Source organism: Sphaerisporangium fuscum, assembly GCF_018531465.1.
Lineage (GTDB): Bacteria > Actinomycetota > Actinomycetes > Streptosporangiales > Streptosporangiaceae > Sphaerisporangium > Sphaerisporangium fuscum.
Genome location: NZ_JAHDTF010000052.1, coordinates 1 through 19,219 on the forward strand (window position 1 = coordinate 1; position 19,219 = coordinate 19,219).

Genomic DNA, 19,219 nt, shown 5'->3' on the forward strand with positions numbered 1-19,219 from the left:
GACTTGCATGTGTTAAGCACGCCGCCAGCGTTCGTCCTGAGCCAGGATCAAACTCTCCAAACAATGTCTGAAGAAAATCCCGACAGACACCACACACCGTGGTGCCAATCAAAGGAACCATCCCCACGCAAAGCGTGGAAGACGGAGGTAATGCATATTCATGCACTGGCTTTTAACACACTGTTGAGTTCTCAAGAAACGGACGCGTACACTGTCAGAGTCCCGGGCCGTCAGGCTCCGAACCCCTCTAGGGCTCACATCTCGCTATCCCAACCGTACCAGACCGGTCAACCGCGGTCAATTCTCTCGAACTTCCCACGGTCGCCCAGATCGGCACGAACCGGGCTGCCCTGTCGCCAGAGCAACCCTTCTAACTTACCCTGTCGCTCGCCCGTTGTCCAGCCGAACTTCAGAAGAAGTTCAATCGACCTTGCGCGGGCGACACATCAGAGCCGGATCCTGCGTCATGGACACCGGATCCGAGGGTGTGTCAGTCGGGATGCCCGGGAGCCAGGCGCCTGATCGGCGCCCCGCCGTTCCCTTGGGGCGAGACAAAACACTAAGCCGGGTTCCCGGGTCCGTCAAATCACTCCGCGGGCAAACCGCCCAGGTCATCGCGCCGCCCTGCCAAGTCTGGCCGGTTCGCTATGAGACTGTTACCGAAGACGTCGCCGGCCCCCCGGCGACAGAACGCGCCAGGGGGCCGGAGAACGCAGATGGGGGCTACCCCGCGACGACCTCGACGCCACCCACCGACCGCTTGCCGCGGCGGAGCACCAGGAAGCGCCCGTGCAGCAGGTCGTCGCTGGTCGGGACGTACGCCTCGTCCGTCACCTTCACGTTGTTGAGGTACGCGCCGCCTTCCTTCACGGCACGCCTCGCCGCCGACTTGCTCTCGACGAGACCGCTCTCGGCGAGCAGATCGACGTACGACGCCCCGGGCGCCGGAACGACGGCCTTCGGCACCTCCGCGAGCGCGGCGGCGAGGGTGCGTTCGGGCAGCTCCTCCAGCGATCCCTGCCCGAACAGCGCCGCCGACGCCGCGATCACCGCGGCGCACTCCTCGGGGCCGTGCAGCAGCGTGGTGAACTCCTCGGCGAGAGCGCGCTGCGCCTCGCGCGCCGCCGGACGTTCCGAGGCGCTCTTCTCCAGGGCCTCGATCTCGTCCCTGGACCTGAAACTGAAGATCTTCAGGAACTTCACGACGTCGCGGTCATCGGCGTTGAGCCAGAACTGGTAGAAGGCGTACGGCGAGGTGAGCTCCTGATCGAGCCACACCGCGCCTCCCGCCGTCTTGCCGAACTTCGTGCCGTCGGCCTTGGTGATGAGCGGCACGGTGAGCGCGTGCACATGCCCGCCCTCCACCCGCCGGATGAGGTCGCAGCCGGCCGTGATGTTGCCCCACTGGTCGCTGCCCCCGATCTGCAGCGTGCAGCCGTGCCGGCGGTACAGCTCGAGGTAGTCGTTGGCCTGGAGGATCTGGTAGCTGAACTCGGTGTAGCTGAGCCCCTCCCCTGCCAGCCGGGCGGAGACGGATTCGCGCGCGAGCATGCGGTTCACCGGGAAGTGCTTGCCGACGTCACGCAGGAAGTCGATCGCCGAGAGACCCTCCGTCCAGTCGAGGTTGCTGACCAGGACGGCGCCGGAGTCACCTGAGAAGTCGAGGAACTTCTCGACCTGGACCCGGATGCGGCGCACCCACTCGGCGACCACCTCGGTGGAGTTGAGCGAGCGCTCCTCGCTCTTGCCGCTGGGGTCGCCGATCAGCCCGGTGGCCCCGCCGACCAGGCCGATCGCGCGGTGACCCGCCCGCTGGATGCGCGCCAGGGTGAGGAGCGGCACGAGGTTGCCGACGTGCAGCGACGGTGCGGTGGGGTCGAAGCCGCAATAGACCGTGATCGGACCCTCGGCCATCGCCGCCCTGAGGGCGTCGATGTCGGTGGACTGCGCGATCAGGCCGCGCCACGCAAGGTCATCGAGGATGTCGGTCACGATCCTGGCCTTCATTGTTCGATCGGTGGATGGACAACGTGGGCTTTCGCCTCTGTGCCTACAGCCTGCCCGATCACTGAGCCACTTCGCCACTCGAAAGCCATCCGAAAGACCACCGAAAGCCACTCGGAACACCCCGAAGGCACTCGGTCGCCCATCGAGCACCACTCGACGTCCCGCTAGGTCGGGCGCTTCCTGGGGACGTGTTCACGGTACGGGGAGACCGTGGGGTCGCCGTCGATCCAGAAGCGCCACGGGGTGTCGGCGGCGGAGGACACGCCGGTGCGGGGACCGGAGCGGATCAGGGCCGGGTCGCTCGGCTCCCCCTCCAGCACCAGGAACATCTCACCCGCCCGCTCCGTCCCCGCACCTGGGGACGGGTCAGGTGAGGCGAGGTCGTGGCAGCAGTCGGCGCCGTTGTGTTCCCTGCCGATGCCGAGGGCCACGGCGAGGCGGGCGGGGCCGCGAGCCAGATCACGGTAAGGGACGACGCGGCCCGGACCCGTGAGGGGGGCCGAGGTGCTGGGCCGGTGGCGGCGGGTGCGGGCGAGGTCCACGCCCTCGATCACCTCGCCGCCCCGCAGCAGCACCCCCGATCCCATGCCCTCGGGCAGGCAGACGAGGTTGGCGCAGAAGTGCATGCCGTAGGTGAAGTAGACGTACAGGTGCCCCGGCGGCCCGAACATCACCGAGTTGCGCGGAGTGCGCCCCCGGTAGGTGTGGGACGCCGGGTCCTCCCCCGGCGGGCCGTAGGCCTCGACCTCGGTGAGGCGTACCGCGACCGGCCCGTGCACGAGGACGCGCCCGAGCAGGTCGGGGGCCACCTCGTGGGAGGGCCGGTCGAAGAACTTCCGTTCTAGGGCTGTTTTCCGCACGAACCCGAATCTCCCTGGTCTCCGGTACCGTCAGTGATCATCCAGGGTGCGGAAACCGTGTCTAGGATCCGCTCGCCCACGCCGCCTGGCCGTCGACGATCTCGCGGAGGGCGGTGAGCTGGTCGCGGACGCGGTCGGGGGCGGTGCCGCCGTACGCCTTGCGAGCGGCGAGCGCGCCCTGGACGTTCAGTACGTCGAGCGCGGCGTCGGAAGCGCCCGTGGCCGCCGCGAAGTGGGGCGAGATCTTGGCGAGGTCGTCCTCGGTGAGCTGCTCGAGCGTGGTGTCGTTGACCTGGCACCACACCACCAGGTGGCCGACCGCCTCGTGGGCGTCGCGGAACGGCACGCCCTTGCGGACCAGCAGCTCGGCGAGGTCGGTCGCCAGGGCGAAGCCGTCGGGCGCGGACGACTCGAGGCGGGCGGTGTTGACCCGCATGGTGGCCACCAGCCCGGACACCGCGGGCAGGACCAGCAGCAGGGTGTCGACGGCGTCGAACACCGGCTCCTTGTCCTCCTGCAGGTCGCGGTTGTAGGTGAGCGGCAGGCCCTTCAGCGTGGTCAGCAGCGACATGAGGTTGCCGATGAGCCGGCCGGACTTGCCCCGGGCCAGCTCGGCGACGTCGGGGTTCTTCTTCTGCGGCATGATCGACGAGCCGGTGGAGTAGGCGTCGTCCATCTCGATCCAGCGGAACTCCTGCGAGGCCCACAGGACGATCTCCTCGCCCAGGCGCGACAGGTGGACGCCGATCATGGCCGCGCAGAACAGGAACTCGGCCGCGAAGTCGCGGTCGGCGACGGCGTCCATCGAGTTGGGCGCCGCCGCGTCGAAGCCGAGCTCCTGGGCGACCGCCTGCGGGTCGAGCGGCAGTGACGAGCCGGCGAGCGCGCCCGCGCCGAGCGGGGAGATCGCGGCGCGGCGGTCCCAGTCGCGCAGCCGGTCGACGTCGCGGGCGATCGGGTGGACGTGGGCGAGGAGCTGGTGGCCGAACGACACCGGCTGGGCGTGCTGCAGGTGGGTCATGCCGGGGGCCGCGGTGGCGGCGTGCTCCTCGGCCTGGCTCATCAGCGCGGTCTCCAGCTCGACCAGGCGCGAGACGATGTGACGCACGTGATCGCGCAGGTAGAGGCGCAGGTCGGTGGCCACCTGGTCGTTGCGGCTGCGTCCGGCGCGCAGCTTGCCGCCGAGGGAGCCGAGCCGCTCCAGCAGGCCGCGCTCCAGCGCCGTGTGGACGTCCTCGTCGGCCACCGTGGGCCGGAAGTCCCCCGACTTGCAGGCCGCCTCCAGGTCGTCCAGCGCTGCGAGCATGCGCTGGAGTTCCTCCTCGCTCAGCAGCCCGGCGCGGTGGAGCACCCGGGCGTGCGCCCGTGACGCCAGCAGGTCGTACGGCGCGAGCCGCCAGTCGAACTGCACGCTGACCGAAAGCCGTGTCAGCGCGTCGGCCGGCCCGCCCTCGAACCTGCCACCCCATAGCCGCATGGGCTTGCCACCCTCAGCCACCGTTCTCCTCTTCCCCAGTTCCAACTCGGTCAATCCGCGACCCTAGTGCAAACAAGCGCCATCAGCCGTCGGACGTGCTCGTCAGCCCGCCTCCCGCGGGCGCGCTACGTCGGTCGGTGAGCTTGAGCAGGGACTCGGCGAGCTGGGCTCCGCCCGCCGGGTCGCGGCTGATCACGAGAATGGTGTCGTCGCCGGCCACCGTGCCGAGGATCGACTGCCAGTCGGCGTGGTCGAGCGCCGAGGCGAGGAACTGCGCGGCGCCGGGAGGCGTGCGCACGATCACGAGGTTCGCCGAGGCCTCGGCCGAGACGAGCAGTTCCTCGGCCACCCGCCGCAGCCGCGCCGCCGGGGTCTCGCCGGAGCCGAGGCGTGCCAGCGGGATCCGCGCGCCCCCTTCGCCGGGCAGGGCGTACACCAGCGAGCCGTCGTCGGCGCGCAGCTTCAGCGCGCCCAGCTCGTCGAGGTCGCGCGACAGGGTGGCCTGGGTGACCTCGACGCCGCTCTCGGCGAGCAGCTTGGCCAGCTCCAGCTGCGACTTCACCTTGTGGCGGTTGACCAGCTCGGCGATCTTGGCGAGCCTTCCGGCCTTGGTGAGCGGGATGGTCATCTCGTCACCAGCCAGTGGAGCAGGGCCTTCTGGGCGTGCAGGCGGTTCTCCGCCTGGTCCCACACCACGCTGCGGGGGCCGTCGAGCACGTCGGCCGTGATCTCCAGGCCACGGTAGGCGGGCAGGCAGTGCAGCACGATCGCGTCGGGCGCGGCGGCGGCGAGCAGTTCGGCGTTCACCTGGTACGGCATGAGCGCGGCGACGCGCTCGTCCTTGCCGTCCTGGCCCATGGACACCCAGGTGTCGGTGGCCAGGACGTGGGCGCCGGCGGCGGCCGCCCGCGCGTCGGACACCGCGGTGACCGATCCTCCGGTGCCGGCGGCGATCTCGGCCGCGCGGTTGAGGATGAGCTGGTCGGGCTGGTAGCCGGCGGGGGCGGCGACGCGGACGTGCATGCCCGCGACGGCGCCGCCGAGCAGGTAGGAGTGGGCCATGTTGTTGGCGCCGTCGCCGAAGTAGGCGAGGGTCCGCCCGGCCAGGGTGCCGCGGTGCTCGCGGATGGTGAGCAGGTCGGCGAGGATCTGGCAGGGGTGGAACTGGTCGGTGAGGGCGTTGACCACCGGCACCGAGGACGTCGAGGCCATGGCCTCGACGCGCTCCTGGCCGAAGGTGCGCCAGACGATCGCGGCGACCAGCCGGTCGAGGACGCGCGCGGTGTCCTCGACGGGCTCGCCGCGGCCCATCTGGGAGTTGCCGGCGTCGATGATGAGCGGCTGGCCGCCCATCTCGGCGATGCCGACGGCGAAGGACACGCGGGTGCGGGTGGAGTGCTTGTCGAAGAGCACCGCGACGGTCTTGGGGCCTTCGAAGGCGCGGTGACCGTAGCGGTCCTTCTTCATGGCCTCGGCGAGGTCGAGCACTTCGGCCTGCTCGGCGGGGCTCAGGTCGTCGTCTCGCAGGAAGTGCCGGACGGCCGCCGGGGCGGCGTGAGGCGAGATCACGGGGACGTCCTGGTCGTAGGAGCTCACGCCGCCGCCTCCTGGAGGATCGCCGGGAGGGCCGCGAGGAACGACTCGGCCTGCTCGGAGGTGATGATCAACGGCGGGGCGATGCGCACCGCGTCGGGCTGCACGGCGTTGACCAGGAATCCGGCGCGCCGGGCGGCGTCCTGGACCTCCACCGAGCGGGGCTCGGTGAGGACGGCGGCCAGCCACAGGCCGCGTCCGCGCACGCCCGACAGCAGCGGGTGCCGGATGGCGGCGATGCCCTCGGCGAGCCGGACGCCGACGGCGCGGACGTGGGCGAGCAGCCCTTCGCTCTCGATGGTGCCGAGGACCGCGAGGGCCGCCGCGGCGGAGACCGGGTTGCCGCCGAAGGTGGATCCGTGGTCGCCCTTGGCGAAGATCGTGGCCGCGTCGCCGAAGCCGACGCAGGCGCCGATCGGCATGCCCCCGCCGAGCCCCTTGGCCAGGGTGAGCACGTCGGGCAGGATGCCGTCGTGCTGGTGGGCGAACCAGTGCCCGGTGCGGCCGATCGCCGACTGGATCTCGTCGAGCACCAGCAGCGCTCCGGTGGCGTCGCAGATCTCGCGGGCGGCGGTGAAGTAGCCCGCGGGCGGGGGCACCACGCCGGCCTCGCCCTGGGTGGGCTCGAGGAAGACGGCGGCGCAGTCGTCGGTGACGGCCTGCTTGAGCGCGTCGGCGTCGCCGTAGGGGACGAAGCGGACGTCGATCGGGAACGGCCCGAACTGGTCGCGGATGGAGGCCTTGCCGGTCAGGGAGAGCGCGCCGAGGGTGCGTCCGTGGAAGCCGTTCTCGGCGGCGACGAAGTAGGTGCGGCCGTTCGCCTTGCCGTACTTGAGGGCGATCTTGAGCGCGCACTCGTTGGCCTCGGTGCCGGAGTTGGCCATGAAGACCCGGCCGGGGGCGGAGAGCAGGCCGAGGAGGCGTTCGGCGAGCAGCACCTCGGGCTCGTTGACGAAGAGGTTGGAGGTGTGGGCGAGCGTGGCGGCCTGCTTGGACACGGCCTCGGCCAGCGCGGGGTGGGCGTGTCCGAGCGAGCTGACCGCGATGCCCGCGATCAGGTCGAGGTAGCGGTTGCCGTCCTCGTCCCAGACGTGGCAGCCCTCGCCTCGGGCCAGGGCCACGGGCGGCACGCCGTAGTTCGGCATGAACGCGGCCTCGAAGCGTTCCCTCAGCGGGGCCGTCATGACTTCGCCTCCGGTAGCACCATGGTTCCGATTCCCTCGTCTGTGAAGATCTCGAGCAGCACCGAGTGGGGCACTCTGCCGTCGAGCACGTGCGCCTGGGGCACGCCGCCGTTGACGGCGGTCAGGCAGGCCTCCATCTTCGGCACCATGCCGCTGGACAGGCCGGGCAGCAGGTCGGCCAGCTCGCCGGCGGTGAGGCGGCTGATCACCTCGGAGGAGGCCGGCCAGTCGGCGTACAGGCCCTCGACGTCGGTGAGCACGACGAGCTTGCCGGCGCCCAGCGCGACCGCCAGGGCCGCGGCCGCGGTGTCGGCGTTGACGTTGTAGACCTCGCCGTCCTCGCCGCGCGCGACCGAGGAGACCACCGGGATACGGCCGTCGTCGAGGAGGGCCCGGACGGCACCCGCCTCCACCTTGACGATCTCTCCGACCTGTCCGATGTCGACCTTCTCGCCGTCGACCTCGGCGTGCTTGCGCTCGGCGGTGAACAGGTGGGCGTCCTCGCCGGACATGCCGACCGCGAACGGCCCGTGGCGGTTGATCAGGCCGACGACGTCGCGGTTGACCTGGCCGACCAGCACCATGCGCACGACCTGCATGGCCTCGGGGGTCGTGACGCGGAGCCCGGCGGTGAAGCTGCTCTCGATGCCGAGCCTGTCGAGGTGGGCGTTGATCTGCGGGCCGCCGCCGTGGACGACGACGGGGCGCAGGCCCGCGTGCAGCAGGAACACCATGTCATCGGCGAAGCTCTGGCGCAGCGCCTCGTCGGACATCGCGTGGCCGCCGTACTTGACGACGACGGTCCGGCCGCGGAAGCGCTCCAGCCAGGGCAGGGCCTCGATGAGCACGGCCGCCTTGGCGTGCGCCTGCAGGCCCGCCGCGCGGATCATGTCGTGGCTCATGTGGAGTAGGCCGAGTTCTCGTGGACGTACTCGGCGGTGAGGTCGGTGGTGTGGACGGTCGCCGAGTGCGGGCCGGCCGACAGGTCGATGGTGATCGTGACGTCGCGGGGGCGCAGGTCGACCTTGGCGCGGTCGTCCCCGGCGGCGCCGCCGCGGCAGATCCAGATGCCGTTGATGGCGACGTTGACGCGGTCGGGCTCGAAGGGCGCGTCGGTGGTGCCGACGGCCGACAGCACACGGCCCCAGTTGGGGTCCTCGCCGTGGATGGCGCACTTGAGCAGGTTGGACCGGGCGACGGCGCGGCCGACGGCGACGGCGTCGTCCTCGCTCGCGGCGCCGACGACCTCGATGGCGATGGCCTTGGTGGCGCCCTCGGCGTCGACGAGGAGCTGGCGGGCCAGGTCGGCGCAGACCTCGGTGATCTTCTTCTCGAACTCCGCCGGGTCGGGGGTGACGCCGGAGGCGCCGCTGGCCAGCAGCAGCACGGTGTCGTTGGTGGACATGCAGCCGTCGGTGTCGAGCCGGTCGAAGGTCACGCGGGTCGCCTTGCGCAGCACCCGGTCGAGCTCCTCGGCCGGCACGTCGGCGTCGGTGGTGATGACGCAGAGCATGGTCGCCAGGGCGGGGGCCAGCATGCCGGCGCCCTTGGCCATGCCGCCGACCATGTAGCCCTCTCCCCTGCGGAAGGAGATCTTGCTGACGGTGTCGGTGGTGCGGATGGCGTCGGCGGCGGCGAGGCCGCCGTCCCTGGACAGCTGGGAGGCCGCGGCGTCGACGCCGGGGAGCAGCAGGTCCATGGGCAGCCGCTCGCCGATGAGGCCGGTGGAGCAGACGGCGATCTCGCCGGCCGAGTCGCCGAGGACCTCGGCGACCTTCTCCGCGGTGGCGTGGGTGTCCTGGAAGCCGGCGGGGCCGGTGCAGGCGTTGGCGCCGCCGGAGTTGAGGACGACGGCCCTGACCCGGGCGCCGGTGAGCACCTGCTGGGTCCACAGGACGGGGGCGGCCTTGACGCGGTTGCGGGTGAAGACGCCGGCGGCGGCCCGGGAGGGGCCGTCGTTGACGACCAGGGCCAGGTCGCGGGCGTCGCGGGTCTTCAGGCCCGCGGCCACACCGGCCGCGCGGAAGCCGAGGGGGGCGGTGACGCTCATGCCCGCTCACCCCCGGACGGTGTGGCGATCTTCTCGCTGCGTGCGCTCACGGGGCGACTCCATTGAGGGGAAGGCCGAGTTCTTCTGCCAGGCCGAGGGCGAGGTTGGCGCTCTGGATGGCCCCGCCCGCGGTGCCCTTGGTCAGGTTGTCGATGGCGATGACCGCGACGACGCGGCCGGACCGCTCGTCGAGGGTCACCTGCAGCACGGCGGTGTTGGCGCCGAGCGTCATGGCGGTCGCCGGCCAGGCGCCCTCGGGGAGCAGCCGCAGGAACGGCTCGTCCTTGACGGCCGCCTCGTACGCCTCCCGCAGCCCGGCGGCGGTGACGCCGGGGGCGGCGGGGGCGGTGCAGGTGGCGAGGATGCCGCGGCTCATCGGGGCGAGCACGGGGGTGAAGGAGACCTTCACCGGCGTGCCGGCGACCTTGGAGAGGTTCTGCTCCATCTCGGGGGTGTGGCGGTGGGTGCCTCCGACGCTGTAGGCGGAGGCGGAGCCCATCACCTCGCTGCCGAGGAGGTTCGGCTTGGGGGACCTGCCGGCGCCGGAGGTGCCGCTGGCCGCCACCACCACGACGTCGGGCTCGGCGAGCCCGGCCGCGAAGGCGGGGAACAGGGCGAGGGTCGCGGCGGTCGGATAGCAGCCGGGGACGGCCACGCGCCGGGCGGCGCGCAGCGCGTCGCGCTGTCCGGGCAGTTCGGGCAGGCCGTAGGGCCAGGTGCCGGCGTGGGCACCGCCGTAGAAGCGGGTCCACTCGGCGGCGTCCTCGAGGCGGAAGTCGGCGCCGCAGTCGACGACGAGCGTGTCGTCGCCCAGCCGCTCGGCGATGGCGGCCGACTGGCCGTGGGGCAGGGCGAGGAAGACGACGTCGTGGCCGGCGAGGGTCTCGGGCGTGGTCTCCAGCAGGACGCGGCCGGCCAGGGCGGGCAGGTGGGGCTGGTGGACCCCGAGGACGTCACCGGCGCTGGCGCCGGCGGTGAGGGCGCCGATCTCGACGGCCGGGTGGGCGAGGAGCAGGCGCAGCAGCTCGCCTCCGGCGTACCCGCTGGCTCCGGCGACCGCCGCTCTCATCGACCCCTCCGTATGTTTATGCACTCGTCCTCATGGTTTCTCTGTCCAGCAAGAGTATGCATGTCTAAGCATCTTCATGCAAGCCGCCGGGCGCCGCCCCGTCAAGGGGAAACGCGTGCGAGGCGACCTCTGTTGTCCGTACCTACTGGTCGGTATCGTCACCTTTCAAGGCAAGGGCATAGGCAAGGGCACCTACTCACCCCCGGGAGTCACCGCGCATGACTGTCACTCACGACCAGGTCCTGGCACAGCTCACCGGACCGGGCCAGCTTTTCGAGATGGACGAGGTCGAGGTCCGCGGGGCGAAGATCCGGACCTGGAAGCACGCCCCCACGACCTTCCGCACCCTCCTGGAGAACAGCCGCTGGCACGGCGAGGCCGTCTTCGTCGTATACGAGGACGAGCGCGTCACCTACGAGGAGCACTTCCGCCGGGCCGCCACGCTCGCCAACCGGCTCGTCGAGGACTACGGCGTGACCAAGGGCGACCGGGTCGCCATCGCCATGCGCAACTACCCCGAGTGGATCGTCTCGTTCTCCGCCGCCCTCGCCGCCGGGGCCGTCGCCGTACCGCTGAACGCCTGGTGGACCACCTCCGAGCTGGAGTACGGCCTGTCGGACTCCGGCGCCAAGGTCGTGATCGTGGACGGCGAGCGGGCCGAGCGGCTGCGGGGGACCGAGGTGCCGATGATCGTCACCCGCGCCACCGGGGGGCTGCCGCCGGGCGCGCGCGAGTTCGGCGAGGTCCTCGGCGAGGTGCGGGCCGACGTGCCCCTCCCTTCCGTCGAGCTCGACCCCGAGGACCCGGCGACGATCTTCTACACCTCCGGCACCACCGGCCGTCCCAAGGGCGCCCTCGGCAGCCACCGCAACCTCGGCCAGTCGCCCATGACCGTCGCCTACGCGCTGCTGCGCAGCGTCGCGCTCGCCGGCAAGGACCCCGCCTCGGCGGCCGGCACCCGGCGGATCACCCTGCTCACGGTGCCGCTGTTCCACGTCACCGGCTGCTTCGCGGTCATGACGGCCACCATGTTCAGCGGCGGCGGGCTCGTGCTGATGTTCAAGTGGGACCCCGGGCAGGCGCTGCGGCTGATCGAGCGCGAGAAGGTCACCATCATGACGGGCGTCCCCACCAACGCCTGGCAGCTGCTCTCCCACCCCGACCTCGGCAAGCACGACATCTCCAGCCTCGGCGGGATCAGCTACGGCGGCGCCCCCGCCCCGCCCAAGCTGCTGGAGCGCATCGGCGACCAGCTGCCGCAGCGCCAGGCGTCCAACGGGTACGGGATGACCGAGACCACCGCCCTGGCGATCTACAACAGCGGCCCGGCCTACCTCGCCAAGCCCGACAGCATCGGCCTGCCGCTCGCCGTGTGCGACGTGCGCATCACCGACCCCCTCGGGCAGGAGGTGCCGGTGGGCGAGGTCGGCGAGCTGTGCATGCGCGGCCCGAACGTGATCACGGGGTACTGGAACCGCCCCGACGCCACCGCCGAGACCTTCGTCGACGGATGGCTGCACACCGGGGACCTGGCCAAGGTCGACGAGGAGGGGTACGTCTACATCGTCGACCGGGCCAAGGACATGGTCATCCGGGGCGGGGAGAACGTCTACTGCGCCGAGGTGGAGGCCGCGCTGTTCGAGCACCCGGACGTCGACGACGCCGCCGTGATCGGCGTCCCGGACGACGAGCTGGGCGAGCAGGTCGGCGCGGTGGTACGGCTGAGGGCCGGCGCCGCTGCGACGGCCGAGGAGCTACAGGAGTTCCTGAGCGGGTCGCTCGCGACGTTCAAGATCCCGGTCAGGTTCTGGTTCCGCGAGACGGAGCTCCCGCGCAACCCTGGCGGCAAGATCCTCAAGACCCACCTCCGCAGGGAGACCCTGGGCCTGTGAGACCGGCGGCCCGTGCCCTCCGCGGGAGGGCGCGGGCCGTACGTCGTCTCCGGGGCGCCGGAAAGACGACCAGAAATCGGCTCGCCGTCCGCAACAATCCCCGCGGCCGAAGACTCTATACATCCGGAACGCATCGACACCCCCGCCCTCAGGGGGTGCGGCAGGAGGGATGTGATCTGTCGATGAGGGGAGAAGGACGATCCGGCCCGGCCTTACTGACGCGGCGGGGTGCGTTGGTGGCCGGGCTGGGGGGACTGCTGGCGGTCGGCGGCTGTACGACGCCGGCGCGGCCCACTTTCGGGTCCACCGATGAACGAGGTTCGGACGAGCCCGGCACGCAGGAGTTACAGGCGATCCTCGACCGGCGGGCCAAGGCGGTCAGGGACAAGAACGAGCAGGCGTTCCTGGCCGACCTGGACGCCTCCAACACCAGGCTGGTCCGGCAGGAGAAGCTGCTGTTCGCCAACCTCACCCAGTTCGAGCTGCGCGACTTCCACTTCATCACCGAGCGGATCATCGGCGCCGCCGGCGGCGGGAACACCTACACGTTCACGCCGGTGATCGCGGTGACCCAGCTCACGGCGGACGTCGGGCCGGGCGGGGTGGGGTGGCGCCGGCGGAGGCGTTCGAGTACCGGGTGGCCAAGAAGGGCGACGGGCTGGTGGTCACTGACATCAGGCGGACCACGCGGGCCGGCGCCGAGAAGGACCAGGTGAGGGACCAGAGCCTGCTGGCCGACGCCCCCTGGCATCTGAGCGCCCTGAAGGTGATCCAGGCGGGCAACGTCTGCGTGGCCGGGGACGAGAGCGTCCCGGACCTGAAGAAGTACGCCGCCGCGGCCGAGGCGCAGGCCGGGAAGGTCGAGGCGCTGTGGGGCGACCGGATCAGGTTCCCTGGTCACGTCCTGTTCCTCACCCGGAAGACGGCCAACATGCGGGCCTGGTACGAGACCGGGAAGCAGGCGCAGAACGAGGGAATCATGAGGCCGCTGAAGGGAGTGCGGCAGAACGGGGAGGTCTACACCGAGCAGTACGCCGGCTCGCGGGTCCTGGTGAACCTCGCCGGCATCGAGAAGTGGAACGACGACCCCGCGCTGGTCATGCGGCACGAGCTGGCCCACGCCGTCACCGCCCGGGCGACCGTCGTCACCCCCGGGCTCTCGTTCCTGGACACGCCACGGTGGGCGCAGGAAGGGTTCGCCAGCTGGGTGGAGAACCTGGAGGTGCCCTCCCGGCAGGACCAGCAGCGCGCCGTCGTCGCCCAGGGGGTGCGCGCGGGCAGGTTCACCGGCCTGCCCCCCTCGAGCAAGACCTTCTACAGGGACGACCTCATCCAGTTCAACTACTCCCTGAGCAGCACCATCTTCGGCTTCGCCGAGCGGCTCAAGGGCCGTGACGCCGCCATCGAGCTCTACGCCTCGGCGATCAGGTACGTGGACGTGGAGGGCGCCCCCCTGGCCAAGGCGCCCGCCTTCGACGGCATCTGCCGGAGGGTGCTCGGCATGGGGAACGACGCCTTCCTCGCCCGCTGGGCCGGCTTCGTCCGGAAGGAGGCCTGACGTGGCGGCACGCACGTGGCTGATCGCCTCCGCCGCGGGGCTGATCGCGCTCGCCGGCGCCGGCGCCGCCGGGTACACGGTGACGGCCCGCGCCCAGGCCGCGGTGACCGGTCCGGTGCCGTGCGCGCCGGACACCTACAAGCGCTGTATCCCCTCCCTGAAGTTCGATCAGGTCCTGGACGCGCTGAAGGCCCAGGGACACCAGTGCGGCATGCGGAGCGGATACGCCGAGTCCTGGAAGTGTGAGCTGTACGTCGGCAACGCGGGCTTCGAGATGGGGCTGGAGGCGCCCGCCGGCGGGATCTCCGAGGTGTCGGTCGAGGTCAGATGCGGCACCGACGGTGAGATCACGCGCGGCGCGAGGTCCTACATATCGTGGCTGGCCACCCTGCCCTTCGCCGACGACCCGCAGACGGTGGCGTACGTCGGCAAGTGGCTGACCCGGCAGATCGACGGCCGCAAGGACGTCCGCAGTGAGATCGCCGGCTACAAGTACGAGGTGTACGCCTCCGGAGGCAAGGGCCAGGTCAGCGTGAGGTTCAGGGCGGTGGAGACATGACAGAGCAGCCCCCCGGCGGCACGGCCTGGCAGCAGGGCCCTCAAGCTTTCAACGGTCCTCCCCTACCGGCGTTCCCGCCCGCGCGCCCACGCCGCGGCGTGCCCGCGGTGCTGCTGGTCGCCGTGACGATGCTGGTGGGCCTGGTCGTGGGCGGCGCGGGCGGGGCGGCCATCGCCCGTTCGGCGACGCCACCGCACGGCCCCGGCGCCCCCGGCAAGATCCCTGAGGGCTTCCCCAACGGCCGCCAGATCTACCTGCCCGGCGTCACGGTGGACTTCATCTCCGAGGAGTGGCTCAAGAAGGTCAACCACTGGACCTGCGCGCCGTGGACGGAGAACAAGCCGCACACCGGCGCCAAGTCCTGGCTGAACTGCACCCCCAAGGGCGACCTGAGGTACGAGATCGACGTCAACATCGAGTACGACGACGACACGCACGTCCGGATGGTGAGCGCCGACTGCTACCACCTGGGGCCCGGCACCCGCACCTGCACGTCACTGTTCGCCAACCTCGGATGGGAAGTGCTCCATACCCAGCCCGCCCTGCGGAAGAAGGCCCAGGACTGGGGGGCGAAGCACGCCGACTCCGACGCGCAGCTCACGATCGGCGGCATCACGCTGGTCAACCGGCTGGACCCCCACGACATCGAGGCCGTCCCCGCCACACCGTGACCCGAAGAAGGGCCGGCGGCACGGTGCCGCCGGCCGGCCGGGAGGGCCGCCGCGGGGCGAAATTCGGTTGCCCACCGCCTGCTCCGGCGACCACACTTGCCGCCTGTGTCGACCAGCCCCGCGCGATCCCTGAAGACCCTGCTGCGCCGCCTGCGCATGGACGTCAGCCCGCTACGCGACTCCCGGGATTTCCGGCTGCTGCTCGGGTCCGAGGTGGTCAGCATGCTGGGCAGCGTCTTCACCATGGTGGCCGTGCCGTACCAGATGAAGCAGCTCACCGGTTCGTACGTCGCGGTCGGCCTGGTGGCGCTGGCCGAGTTCGCGCCGATGGTCGTGTGCGGGCTGTGGGGCGGCGCGATCGCCGACGCGATGGACCGCCGCAAGATCGTCGTGGTGTCCGAGGTGGGCCTGTGCCTCACCTCCGTGCTGCTGATGGTGAACGCCCTGGTGCTCCCGGCGCACGTGCAGATCCCGGTGCTGTACGTCGTGGCGGCGCTCGCCGCGGGCCTTTCCAGCCTGCGCGGGCCGAGCGAGCAGGCGATCGTCAACCGGGTGCTGAAGCTCGACCAGATGGCCCCGGCCTTCGCGCTGCAAGGCCTGGCGCGCAACGCCGGCATGATCATCGGTCCCGCGGTGGGCGGCGTGGTCGTGGTGACCTTCGGCCCGGCCGTCTCCTACGGCGTCGACGTGCTCTCCTTCCTGCTCTCGCTCCTGCTGCTGGTCCGGGTCGCGCCGGTGCCGCCGTCCGGCGAGGTCGCCCCGGCGTCGCTGAGGTCGCTGGTGGAGGGGGTCAGGTACGCCGCCGGGCGGCCCGACCTGGTGGGCACCTACCTGGTCGACATCGCCGCGATGGTGTTCGCGTTCTCCAACGCGCTGTTCCCCTTCCTCGCCGACGACCTGCACGCGACCAAGGCCCTCGGCCTGCTGTACGCGGCGGGCGGCATCGGCTCGGTGATCGCCTCGGCCACCTCGGGATGGACGGCGCACGTCCACCGGCACGGCCTCGCCGTCATCGTCTCGGCCGCCCTGTGGGGCGCGGGGGTCGTGGCCGCCTCGTTCATGCCGAACATCTGGCTCATGGCCGTCTTCCTGGCCGTGGCCGGAGGCGCCGACATGATCAGCGGCGTGTTCCGGAGCACGATCTGGAACCAGACCATCCCCGACGAGTACCGCGGCAGGCTCGCCGGGATCGAGCTGCTGTCGTACTCCACCGGGCCGATGCTCGGCGACGCCCGCGCCGGGTTCCTGGCCCAGGTCGGAGGCCCCCGCTTCTCGCTCAGGGCCGGCGGCCTGATGTGCGTCGGCGCGGTCGCCCTCACGGCCGCGGTCCTGCCGAGGTTCCGCGCCTACGACGTCCGCACCGACGAGCACGCCCTGGCCGAACGCACCCGCCGCGAAGCCGCCACCCCCGCGTAACGCCCAATTGGCGTAGAAGAGATCTTGACGGGATCCTTCGGCGGACGGGGTTGGGGCGGATGCGGCGGTGGCTGGAGGGCGGACGGCCTCAGGTCGTCCGGGCGGAGACGCTGAGACGGCTGTGCCTTCGGCGCCGGGAGGCCATGGACCCGTCCGGTGTGACCCTCCGGCATGTCACCGTCGAGGGGCGGCTCGACCTCAGCGGGATGGAGATCCCCTTCCCGCTCCGTTTCCTCGACTGCGTCTTCGACGCCCCCGTCACGCTCGATGGCGCCGCGCTGTACCGGCTGACCCTCGACGGCTGCCGGCTCCCCGGCCTCCTCGCCAACGGGCTGCACGTGCGCCGCGACCTCGACCTGTCGCGGTCACGGATCAGCGGCGCGCACCGGACCGCCGCGAGCACGTCGCGTGCCGCCGCCGTCTGGCTCTGCGAGTCCGAGATCGGCGGACGCCTCCTGTGCGTCGACACGGTGATCGACTCCGGCGGCGACCGCGCCGTGCAGGCCGACAGGATGCGCGTCGGCGGCACCGTCAGGCTGCTGCACGACTTCGAGGCCCACGGCGAGCTGCGGCTGCTCGGCGTGCACATCCAGGGCTCCCTCGATCTCACCGGCGCCCGGCTGCGCCGTCCCGACCACGGGCTCGCGCTGAACCTCGCCGACGCGACGATCGGCGGAAGCCTGTTCCTGGTCGACACCCAGGAGGGACGGCGCGCCTCGATCGACGGGTGCCTCAACCTGGGGAGCGCCCGCATCGCCGGGCAGATCCTGGTGCGCAACGCGACGCTGGCCCCCGGCGACCCGCTGGAACCGGGGCGGGGGTACTCCAGCCGCCGCATCGGGACGGCGGCGATCAGCGCGTCCGGGCTGTTCGTCGGCGGGGACATCAACATCGAGGGGGCGTGCCGGATCACCGGCGGCGTCGACCTCTCGCTCGGCGACCTCGGCAAGCTGTCCGTGGCCAAGGACTGCGTCCTGGACGCGCCGGGCGGCCGCGCCCTCGACCTGACGAACGCCCAGTTGCGGTCCACCCTGCTGCTGGAGGAGGGCACGCGGGTGCGGGGCACGCTGAGGCTGAGCGGCGCCACCGTCCGCGGCAGCCTCGTCCTGCGGGACACCGAGTGGCGTGAACCGGCGGATCGGTCGATCATCGAGGCCCAGGCGGCCGTGATCACGGGCGACGTCGATCTCCGGGGGTTGACGGCGACGGGCGGGCAGCTGCAGTTCCGGTCGGCGTCCTTGGGCAGCGGCCTGAACGCCGCCGGCGCACGGCTGGAGAATCCCGGCGGCCGCACGCTGAATCTCCAGCAGGCCTACGTGAAGAGCTCTGTGTTGATCTGCGAGGGGTTCGTATCGAGTGGCGCCGTTCGGCTGAACCGCTGCACGATCGAGGGAAGGCTGGACGGCGAGGACGCCGTTCTGACTTGTTTCGGCGGCCACGCCCTCGAAGCGATCTCCGCCACGGTCCGGGGCGGCTTGTATCTCGGGTGGCGCGAGGTCTCGCCCAGCGTCGACCTGACCGGTGTCTCCACCTCGTTACTGGTCGACCGGCCGGAGAACTGGCCCGCCCGTTTCGTCATCTCCGGCCTGACCTACGAGCGGTTCGACACCGCCGGGAGCAGACGCCCGGGAGCCCCGTGGGACTGGCGGGCCCGATGCGAGTGGCTCGGCAGGCAGGCGGCCTTCGACCCCGGGCCGTACGAGCAGGCCGCGCGGGTGTTCCGGCAGCACGGCTACACCACCGAGGCCGAGAACATCCTGATCAGGCAGCGCCGCGACGCCCGGCGCGCGACCACCCGGACCCCGCCGGGCGCCTCCGTCCGGGCCAGGACGCGTTCGCGTGCCCGTTCCTGGCTGGACGGCCTCTACGGGCTCACCGTCGGCTACGGCTACCGGCCCGGACGCGCGCTGTGGCTGGTGCTGGTGCTCCTCGCCGTCACCGGGGCGGCGCTCTCGACCCCGCCGGTACAGGCGACCATGCGCGCCACCGACGCCCGCGGCAACGTGTACTCGCCGCAGGGGCGGCTGGTCACGGTCGACGCCGCGGCCTCCGGGACCGCCGCCGGCGCCCGGGAGGCGGGGCCGACCGGCGACTACGCCACACCCGCGGGCGACCGTCCCCGGATGGATCCGTGCGGCGAGGGGCAGGTCCGCTGCTTCAGCCCGGTCTTCTACGCCGTCGACACGGTGGTCCCGCTGGTGTCGCTGGAGCAGAGATCGACCTGGTACCCGGACGAGCACCGTCCGCTGGGTGCCCTCGTCTCGGTGTTCCTGCACCTGGCGACGCTGCTCGGCTGGCTGCTGTCGACCGTCGTGGCGCTGTCGTTCGCCCGCCTGGCCCGCACGCCCCAGCCGTGATCGTCACACGGGCGGTTCGGGATGGTGCCAGGGCAGGACGACGGGCTCCTCGGGGATCCGGCCGCCGAGCAGGCGTTCCAGGAGCGGGGCCAGGCCGAGCGGGATGACGTGCTCCGACGTCGCCTCCAGCTCGGGCAGCGACCACCAGCGGTGCGCGTCGATCAGGGAGCTTTCGAGATCCTCCATGCCGCCGTCGTCCACCTCGAAGGCGGGAACGCGGAGGAAGAACCAGGAGTCCTCTGAGCGGAAGAGCCGGTCGTCGGCGCTGGTCCAGTGTCCCGAGCTGACGGCCACGACCGGTCCGAACGCCTCGGGCGCCGCGCGGTATCCGGTCTCCTCGAGCAGTTCGCGGGCGGCGGCGACGGTCAGCTCCTCCCCGGGGCGCACTCCCCCGCCCGGGGTGAACCAGGCGTGATCGGGGGTCTTGAGCAGGCCGAGGCCGCGGTACAGCAGGATCCGGTCGTGATCGTCGATGAGGAGGATCCGGGCGGACGGGCGGAGGATGGCGTCGGGCATGGCAGCGAGC

17 protein-coding genes and 1 rRNA gene are annotated in these 19,219 nt (G+C 71.5%); 7 read left to right on the forward strand and 11 right to left on the reverse strand.

What is annotated here, in order from left to right:
- From KIK05_RS43555 to argC, 10 genes are all read right to left on the reverse strand, one after another.
- A 16S ribosomal RNA gene (locus KIK05_RS43555) occupies positions 1-63 on the reverse strand; the annotation flags it as partial.
- 660 nt (positions 64-723) lie between these two features.
- Positions 724-1,992, reverse strand: a complete 1,269-nt coding sequence (gene tyrS / locus KIK05_RS43560; protein ID WP_308250394.1) for a tyrosine--tRNA ligase — start codon at positions 1,990-1,992, stop codon at positions 724-726.
- A gap of 179 nt (positions 1,993-2,171) precedes the next feature.
- A complete protein-coding gene (locus tag KIK05_RS43565; protein WP_214416793.1) occupies positions 2,172-2,867 on the reverse strand; it encodes a DNA-3-methyladenine glycosylase in 696 nt (231 codons plus the stop codon).
- Positions 2,868-2,928: 61 nt separating this feature from the next.
- On the reverse strand, positions 2,929-4,344 hold the full coding sequence (argH, locus tag KIK05_RS43570; RefSeq protein WP_214416794.1) for an argininosuccinate lyase: 1,416 nt from the start codon (positions 4,342-4,344) through the stop codon (positions 2,929-2,931).
- 82 nt (positions 4,345-4,426) lie between these two features.
- Positions 4,427-4,972, reverse strand: coding sequence for an arginine repressor (locus KIK05_RS43575; RefSeq protein WP_214416795.1), 546 nt, complete (start codon positions 4,970-4,972; stop codon positions 4,427-4,429).
- Positions 4,969-5,940, reverse strand: coding sequence for an ornithine carbamoyltransferase (gene argF, locus KIK05_RS43580; protein ID WP_308250388.1), 972 nt, complete (start codon positions 5,938-5,940; stop codon positions 4,969-4,971). Before argF ends, KIK05_RS43575 begins: the two co-directional genes overlap by 4 nt.
- A complete protein-coding gene (locus KIK05_RS43585; protein ID WP_214416796.1) occupies positions 5,937-7,121 on the reverse strand; it encodes an acetylornithine transaminase in 1,185 nt (394 codons plus the stop codon). Before KIK05_RS43585 ends, argF begins: the two co-directional genes overlap by 4 nt.
- Positions 7,118-8,011 carry an acetylglutamate kinase gene (argB, locus tag KIK05_RS43590; protein ID WP_214416827.1) on the reverse strand — a complete coding sequence of 298 codons (894 nt, stop codon included), beginning with the start codon at positions 8,009-8,011 and terminating at the stop codon, positions 7,118-7,120. The genes KIK05_RS43585 and argB overlap by 4 nt, the downstream gene beginning before the upstream one ends.
- An 8-nt stretch (positions 8,012-8,019) precedes the next feature.
- Positions 8,020-9,171 carry a bifunctional glutamate N-acetyltransferase/amino-acid acetyltransferase ArgJ gene (argJ, locus tag KIK05_RS43595; RefSeq protein ID WP_214416797.1) on the reverse strand — a complete coding sequence of 384 codons (1,152 nt, stop codon included), beginning with the start codon at positions 9,169-9,171 and terminating at the stop codon, positions 8,020-8,022.
- A 46-nt stretch (positions 9,172-9,217) separates the two neighbouring features.
- Positions 9,218-10,240, reverse strand: coding sequence for an N-acetyl-gamma-glutamyl-phosphate reductase (gene argC / locus KIK05_RS43600; RefSeq protein ID WP_214416798.1), 1,023 nt, complete (start codon positions 10,238-10,240; stop codon positions 9,218-9,220).
- A gap of 218 nt (positions 10,241-10,458) precedes the next feature.
- Here argC and KIK05_RS43605 point away from each other — a divergent pair, with 218 nt between their 5' ends.
- The 7 genes from KIK05_RS43605 (at position 10,459) to KIK05_RS43635 (ending at position 18,693) form a co-directional block, all read left to right on the forward strand.
- Positions 10,459-12,132, forward strand: a complete 1,674-nt coding sequence (locus tag KIK05_RS43605; RefSeq protein ID WP_214416799.1) for a class I adenylate-forming enzyme family protein — start codon at positions 10,459-10,461, stop codon at positions 12,130-12,132.
- A gap of 236 nt (positions 12,133-12,368) precedes the next feature.
- Positions 12,369-12,848 (forward strand): hypothetical protein, encoded by a 480-nt coding sequence (locus tag KIK05_RS43610; RefSeq protein WP_214416800.1) that lies wholly within the window; start codon positions 12,369-12,371, stop codon positions 12,846-12,848.
- Positions 12,845-13,690, forward strand: coding sequence for a hypothetical protein (locus KIK05_RS43615; RefSeq protein ID WP_214416801.1), 846 nt, complete (start codon positions 12,845-12,847; stop codon positions 13,688-13,690). Before KIK05_RS43610 ends, KIK05_RS43615 begins: the two co-directional genes overlap by 4 nt.
- A 1-nt stretch (position 13,691) precedes the next feature.
- Entirely contained in the window at positions 13,692-14,249 is a 558-nt protein-coding gene (locus tag KIK05_RS43620) for a hypothetical protein (protein WP_214416802.1), read from the forward strand.
- Positions 14,246-14,920, forward strand: a complete 675-nt coding sequence (locus KIK05_RS43625; protein WP_214416803.1) for a hypothetical protein — start codon at positions 14,246-14,248, stop codon at positions 14,918-14,920. The genes KIK05_RS43620 and KIK05_RS43625 overlap by 4 nt, the downstream gene beginning before the upstream one ends.
- Before the next feature lie 105 nt (positions 14,921-15,025).
- A complete protein-coding gene (locus KIK05_RS43630) occupies positions 15,026-16,336 on the forward strand; it encodes an MFS transporter (RefSeq protein WP_308250389.1) in 1,311 nt (436 codons plus the stop codon).
- 158 nt (positions 16,337-16,494) lie between these two features.
- The gene (locus tag KIK05_RS43635) at positions 16,495-18,693 is read left to right on the forward strand and encodes a hypothetical protein (protein WP_214416804.1); all 2,199 of its coding nucleotides are present in this window, start codon (positions 16,495-16,497) and stop codon (positions 18,691-18,693) included.
- 3 nt (positions 18,694-18,696) lie between these two features.
- Here the strand turns inward: KIK05_RS43635 and KIK05_RS43640 are convergent, their stop codons facing one another.
- Positions 18,697-19,209 (reverse strand): NUDIX hydrolase, encoded by a 513-nt coding sequence (locus KIK05_RS43640; protein ID WP_214416805.1) that lies wholly within the window; start codon positions 19,207-19,209, stop codon positions 18,697-18,699.
- Between the last annotated feature and the right edge of the window lie 10 nt (positions 19,210-19,219).

Bases quoted from the DNA above. Each gene is read 5' to 3' on its own strand.
- argH (WP_214416794.1), bottom strand. From the start codon at position 4,344: ATGCGGCTATGGGGTGGCAGGTTCGAGGGCGGGCCGGCCGACGCGCTG.
- KIK05_RS43575 (WP_214416795.1), bottom strand. From the start codon at position 4,972: ATGACCATCCCGCTCACCAAGGCCGGAAGGCTCGCCAAGATCGCCGAG.
- KIK05_RS43585 (WP_214416796.1), bottom strand. From the start codon at position 7,121: ATGACGGCCCCGCTGAGGGAACGCTTCGAGGCCGCGTTCATGCCGAAC.
- argB (WP_214416827.1), bottom strand. From the start codon at position 8,011: ATGATCCGCGCGGCGGGCCTGCAGGCGCACGCCAAGGCGGCCGTGCTC.
- argJ (WP_214416797.1), bottom strand. From the start codon at position 9,171: ATGAGCGTCACCGCCCCCCTCGGCTTCCGCGCGGCCGGTGTGGCCGCG.
- argC (WP_214416798.1), bottom strand. From the start codon at position 10,240: ATGAGAGCGGCGGTCGCCGGAGCCAGCGGGTACGCCGGAGGCGAGCTG.
- KIK05_RS43605 (WP_214416799.1), top strand. From the start codon at position 10,459: ATGACTGTCACTCACGACCAGGTCCTGGCACAGCTCACCGGACCGGGC.
- KIK05_RS43625 (WP_214416803.1), top strand. From the start codon at position 14,246: ATGACAGAGCAGCCCCCCGGCGGCACGGCCTGGCAGCAGGGCCCTCAA.
- KIK05_RS43640 (WP_214416805.1), bottom strand. From the start codon at position 19,209: ATGCCCGACGCCATCCTCCGCCCGTCCGCCCGGATCCTCCTCATCGAC.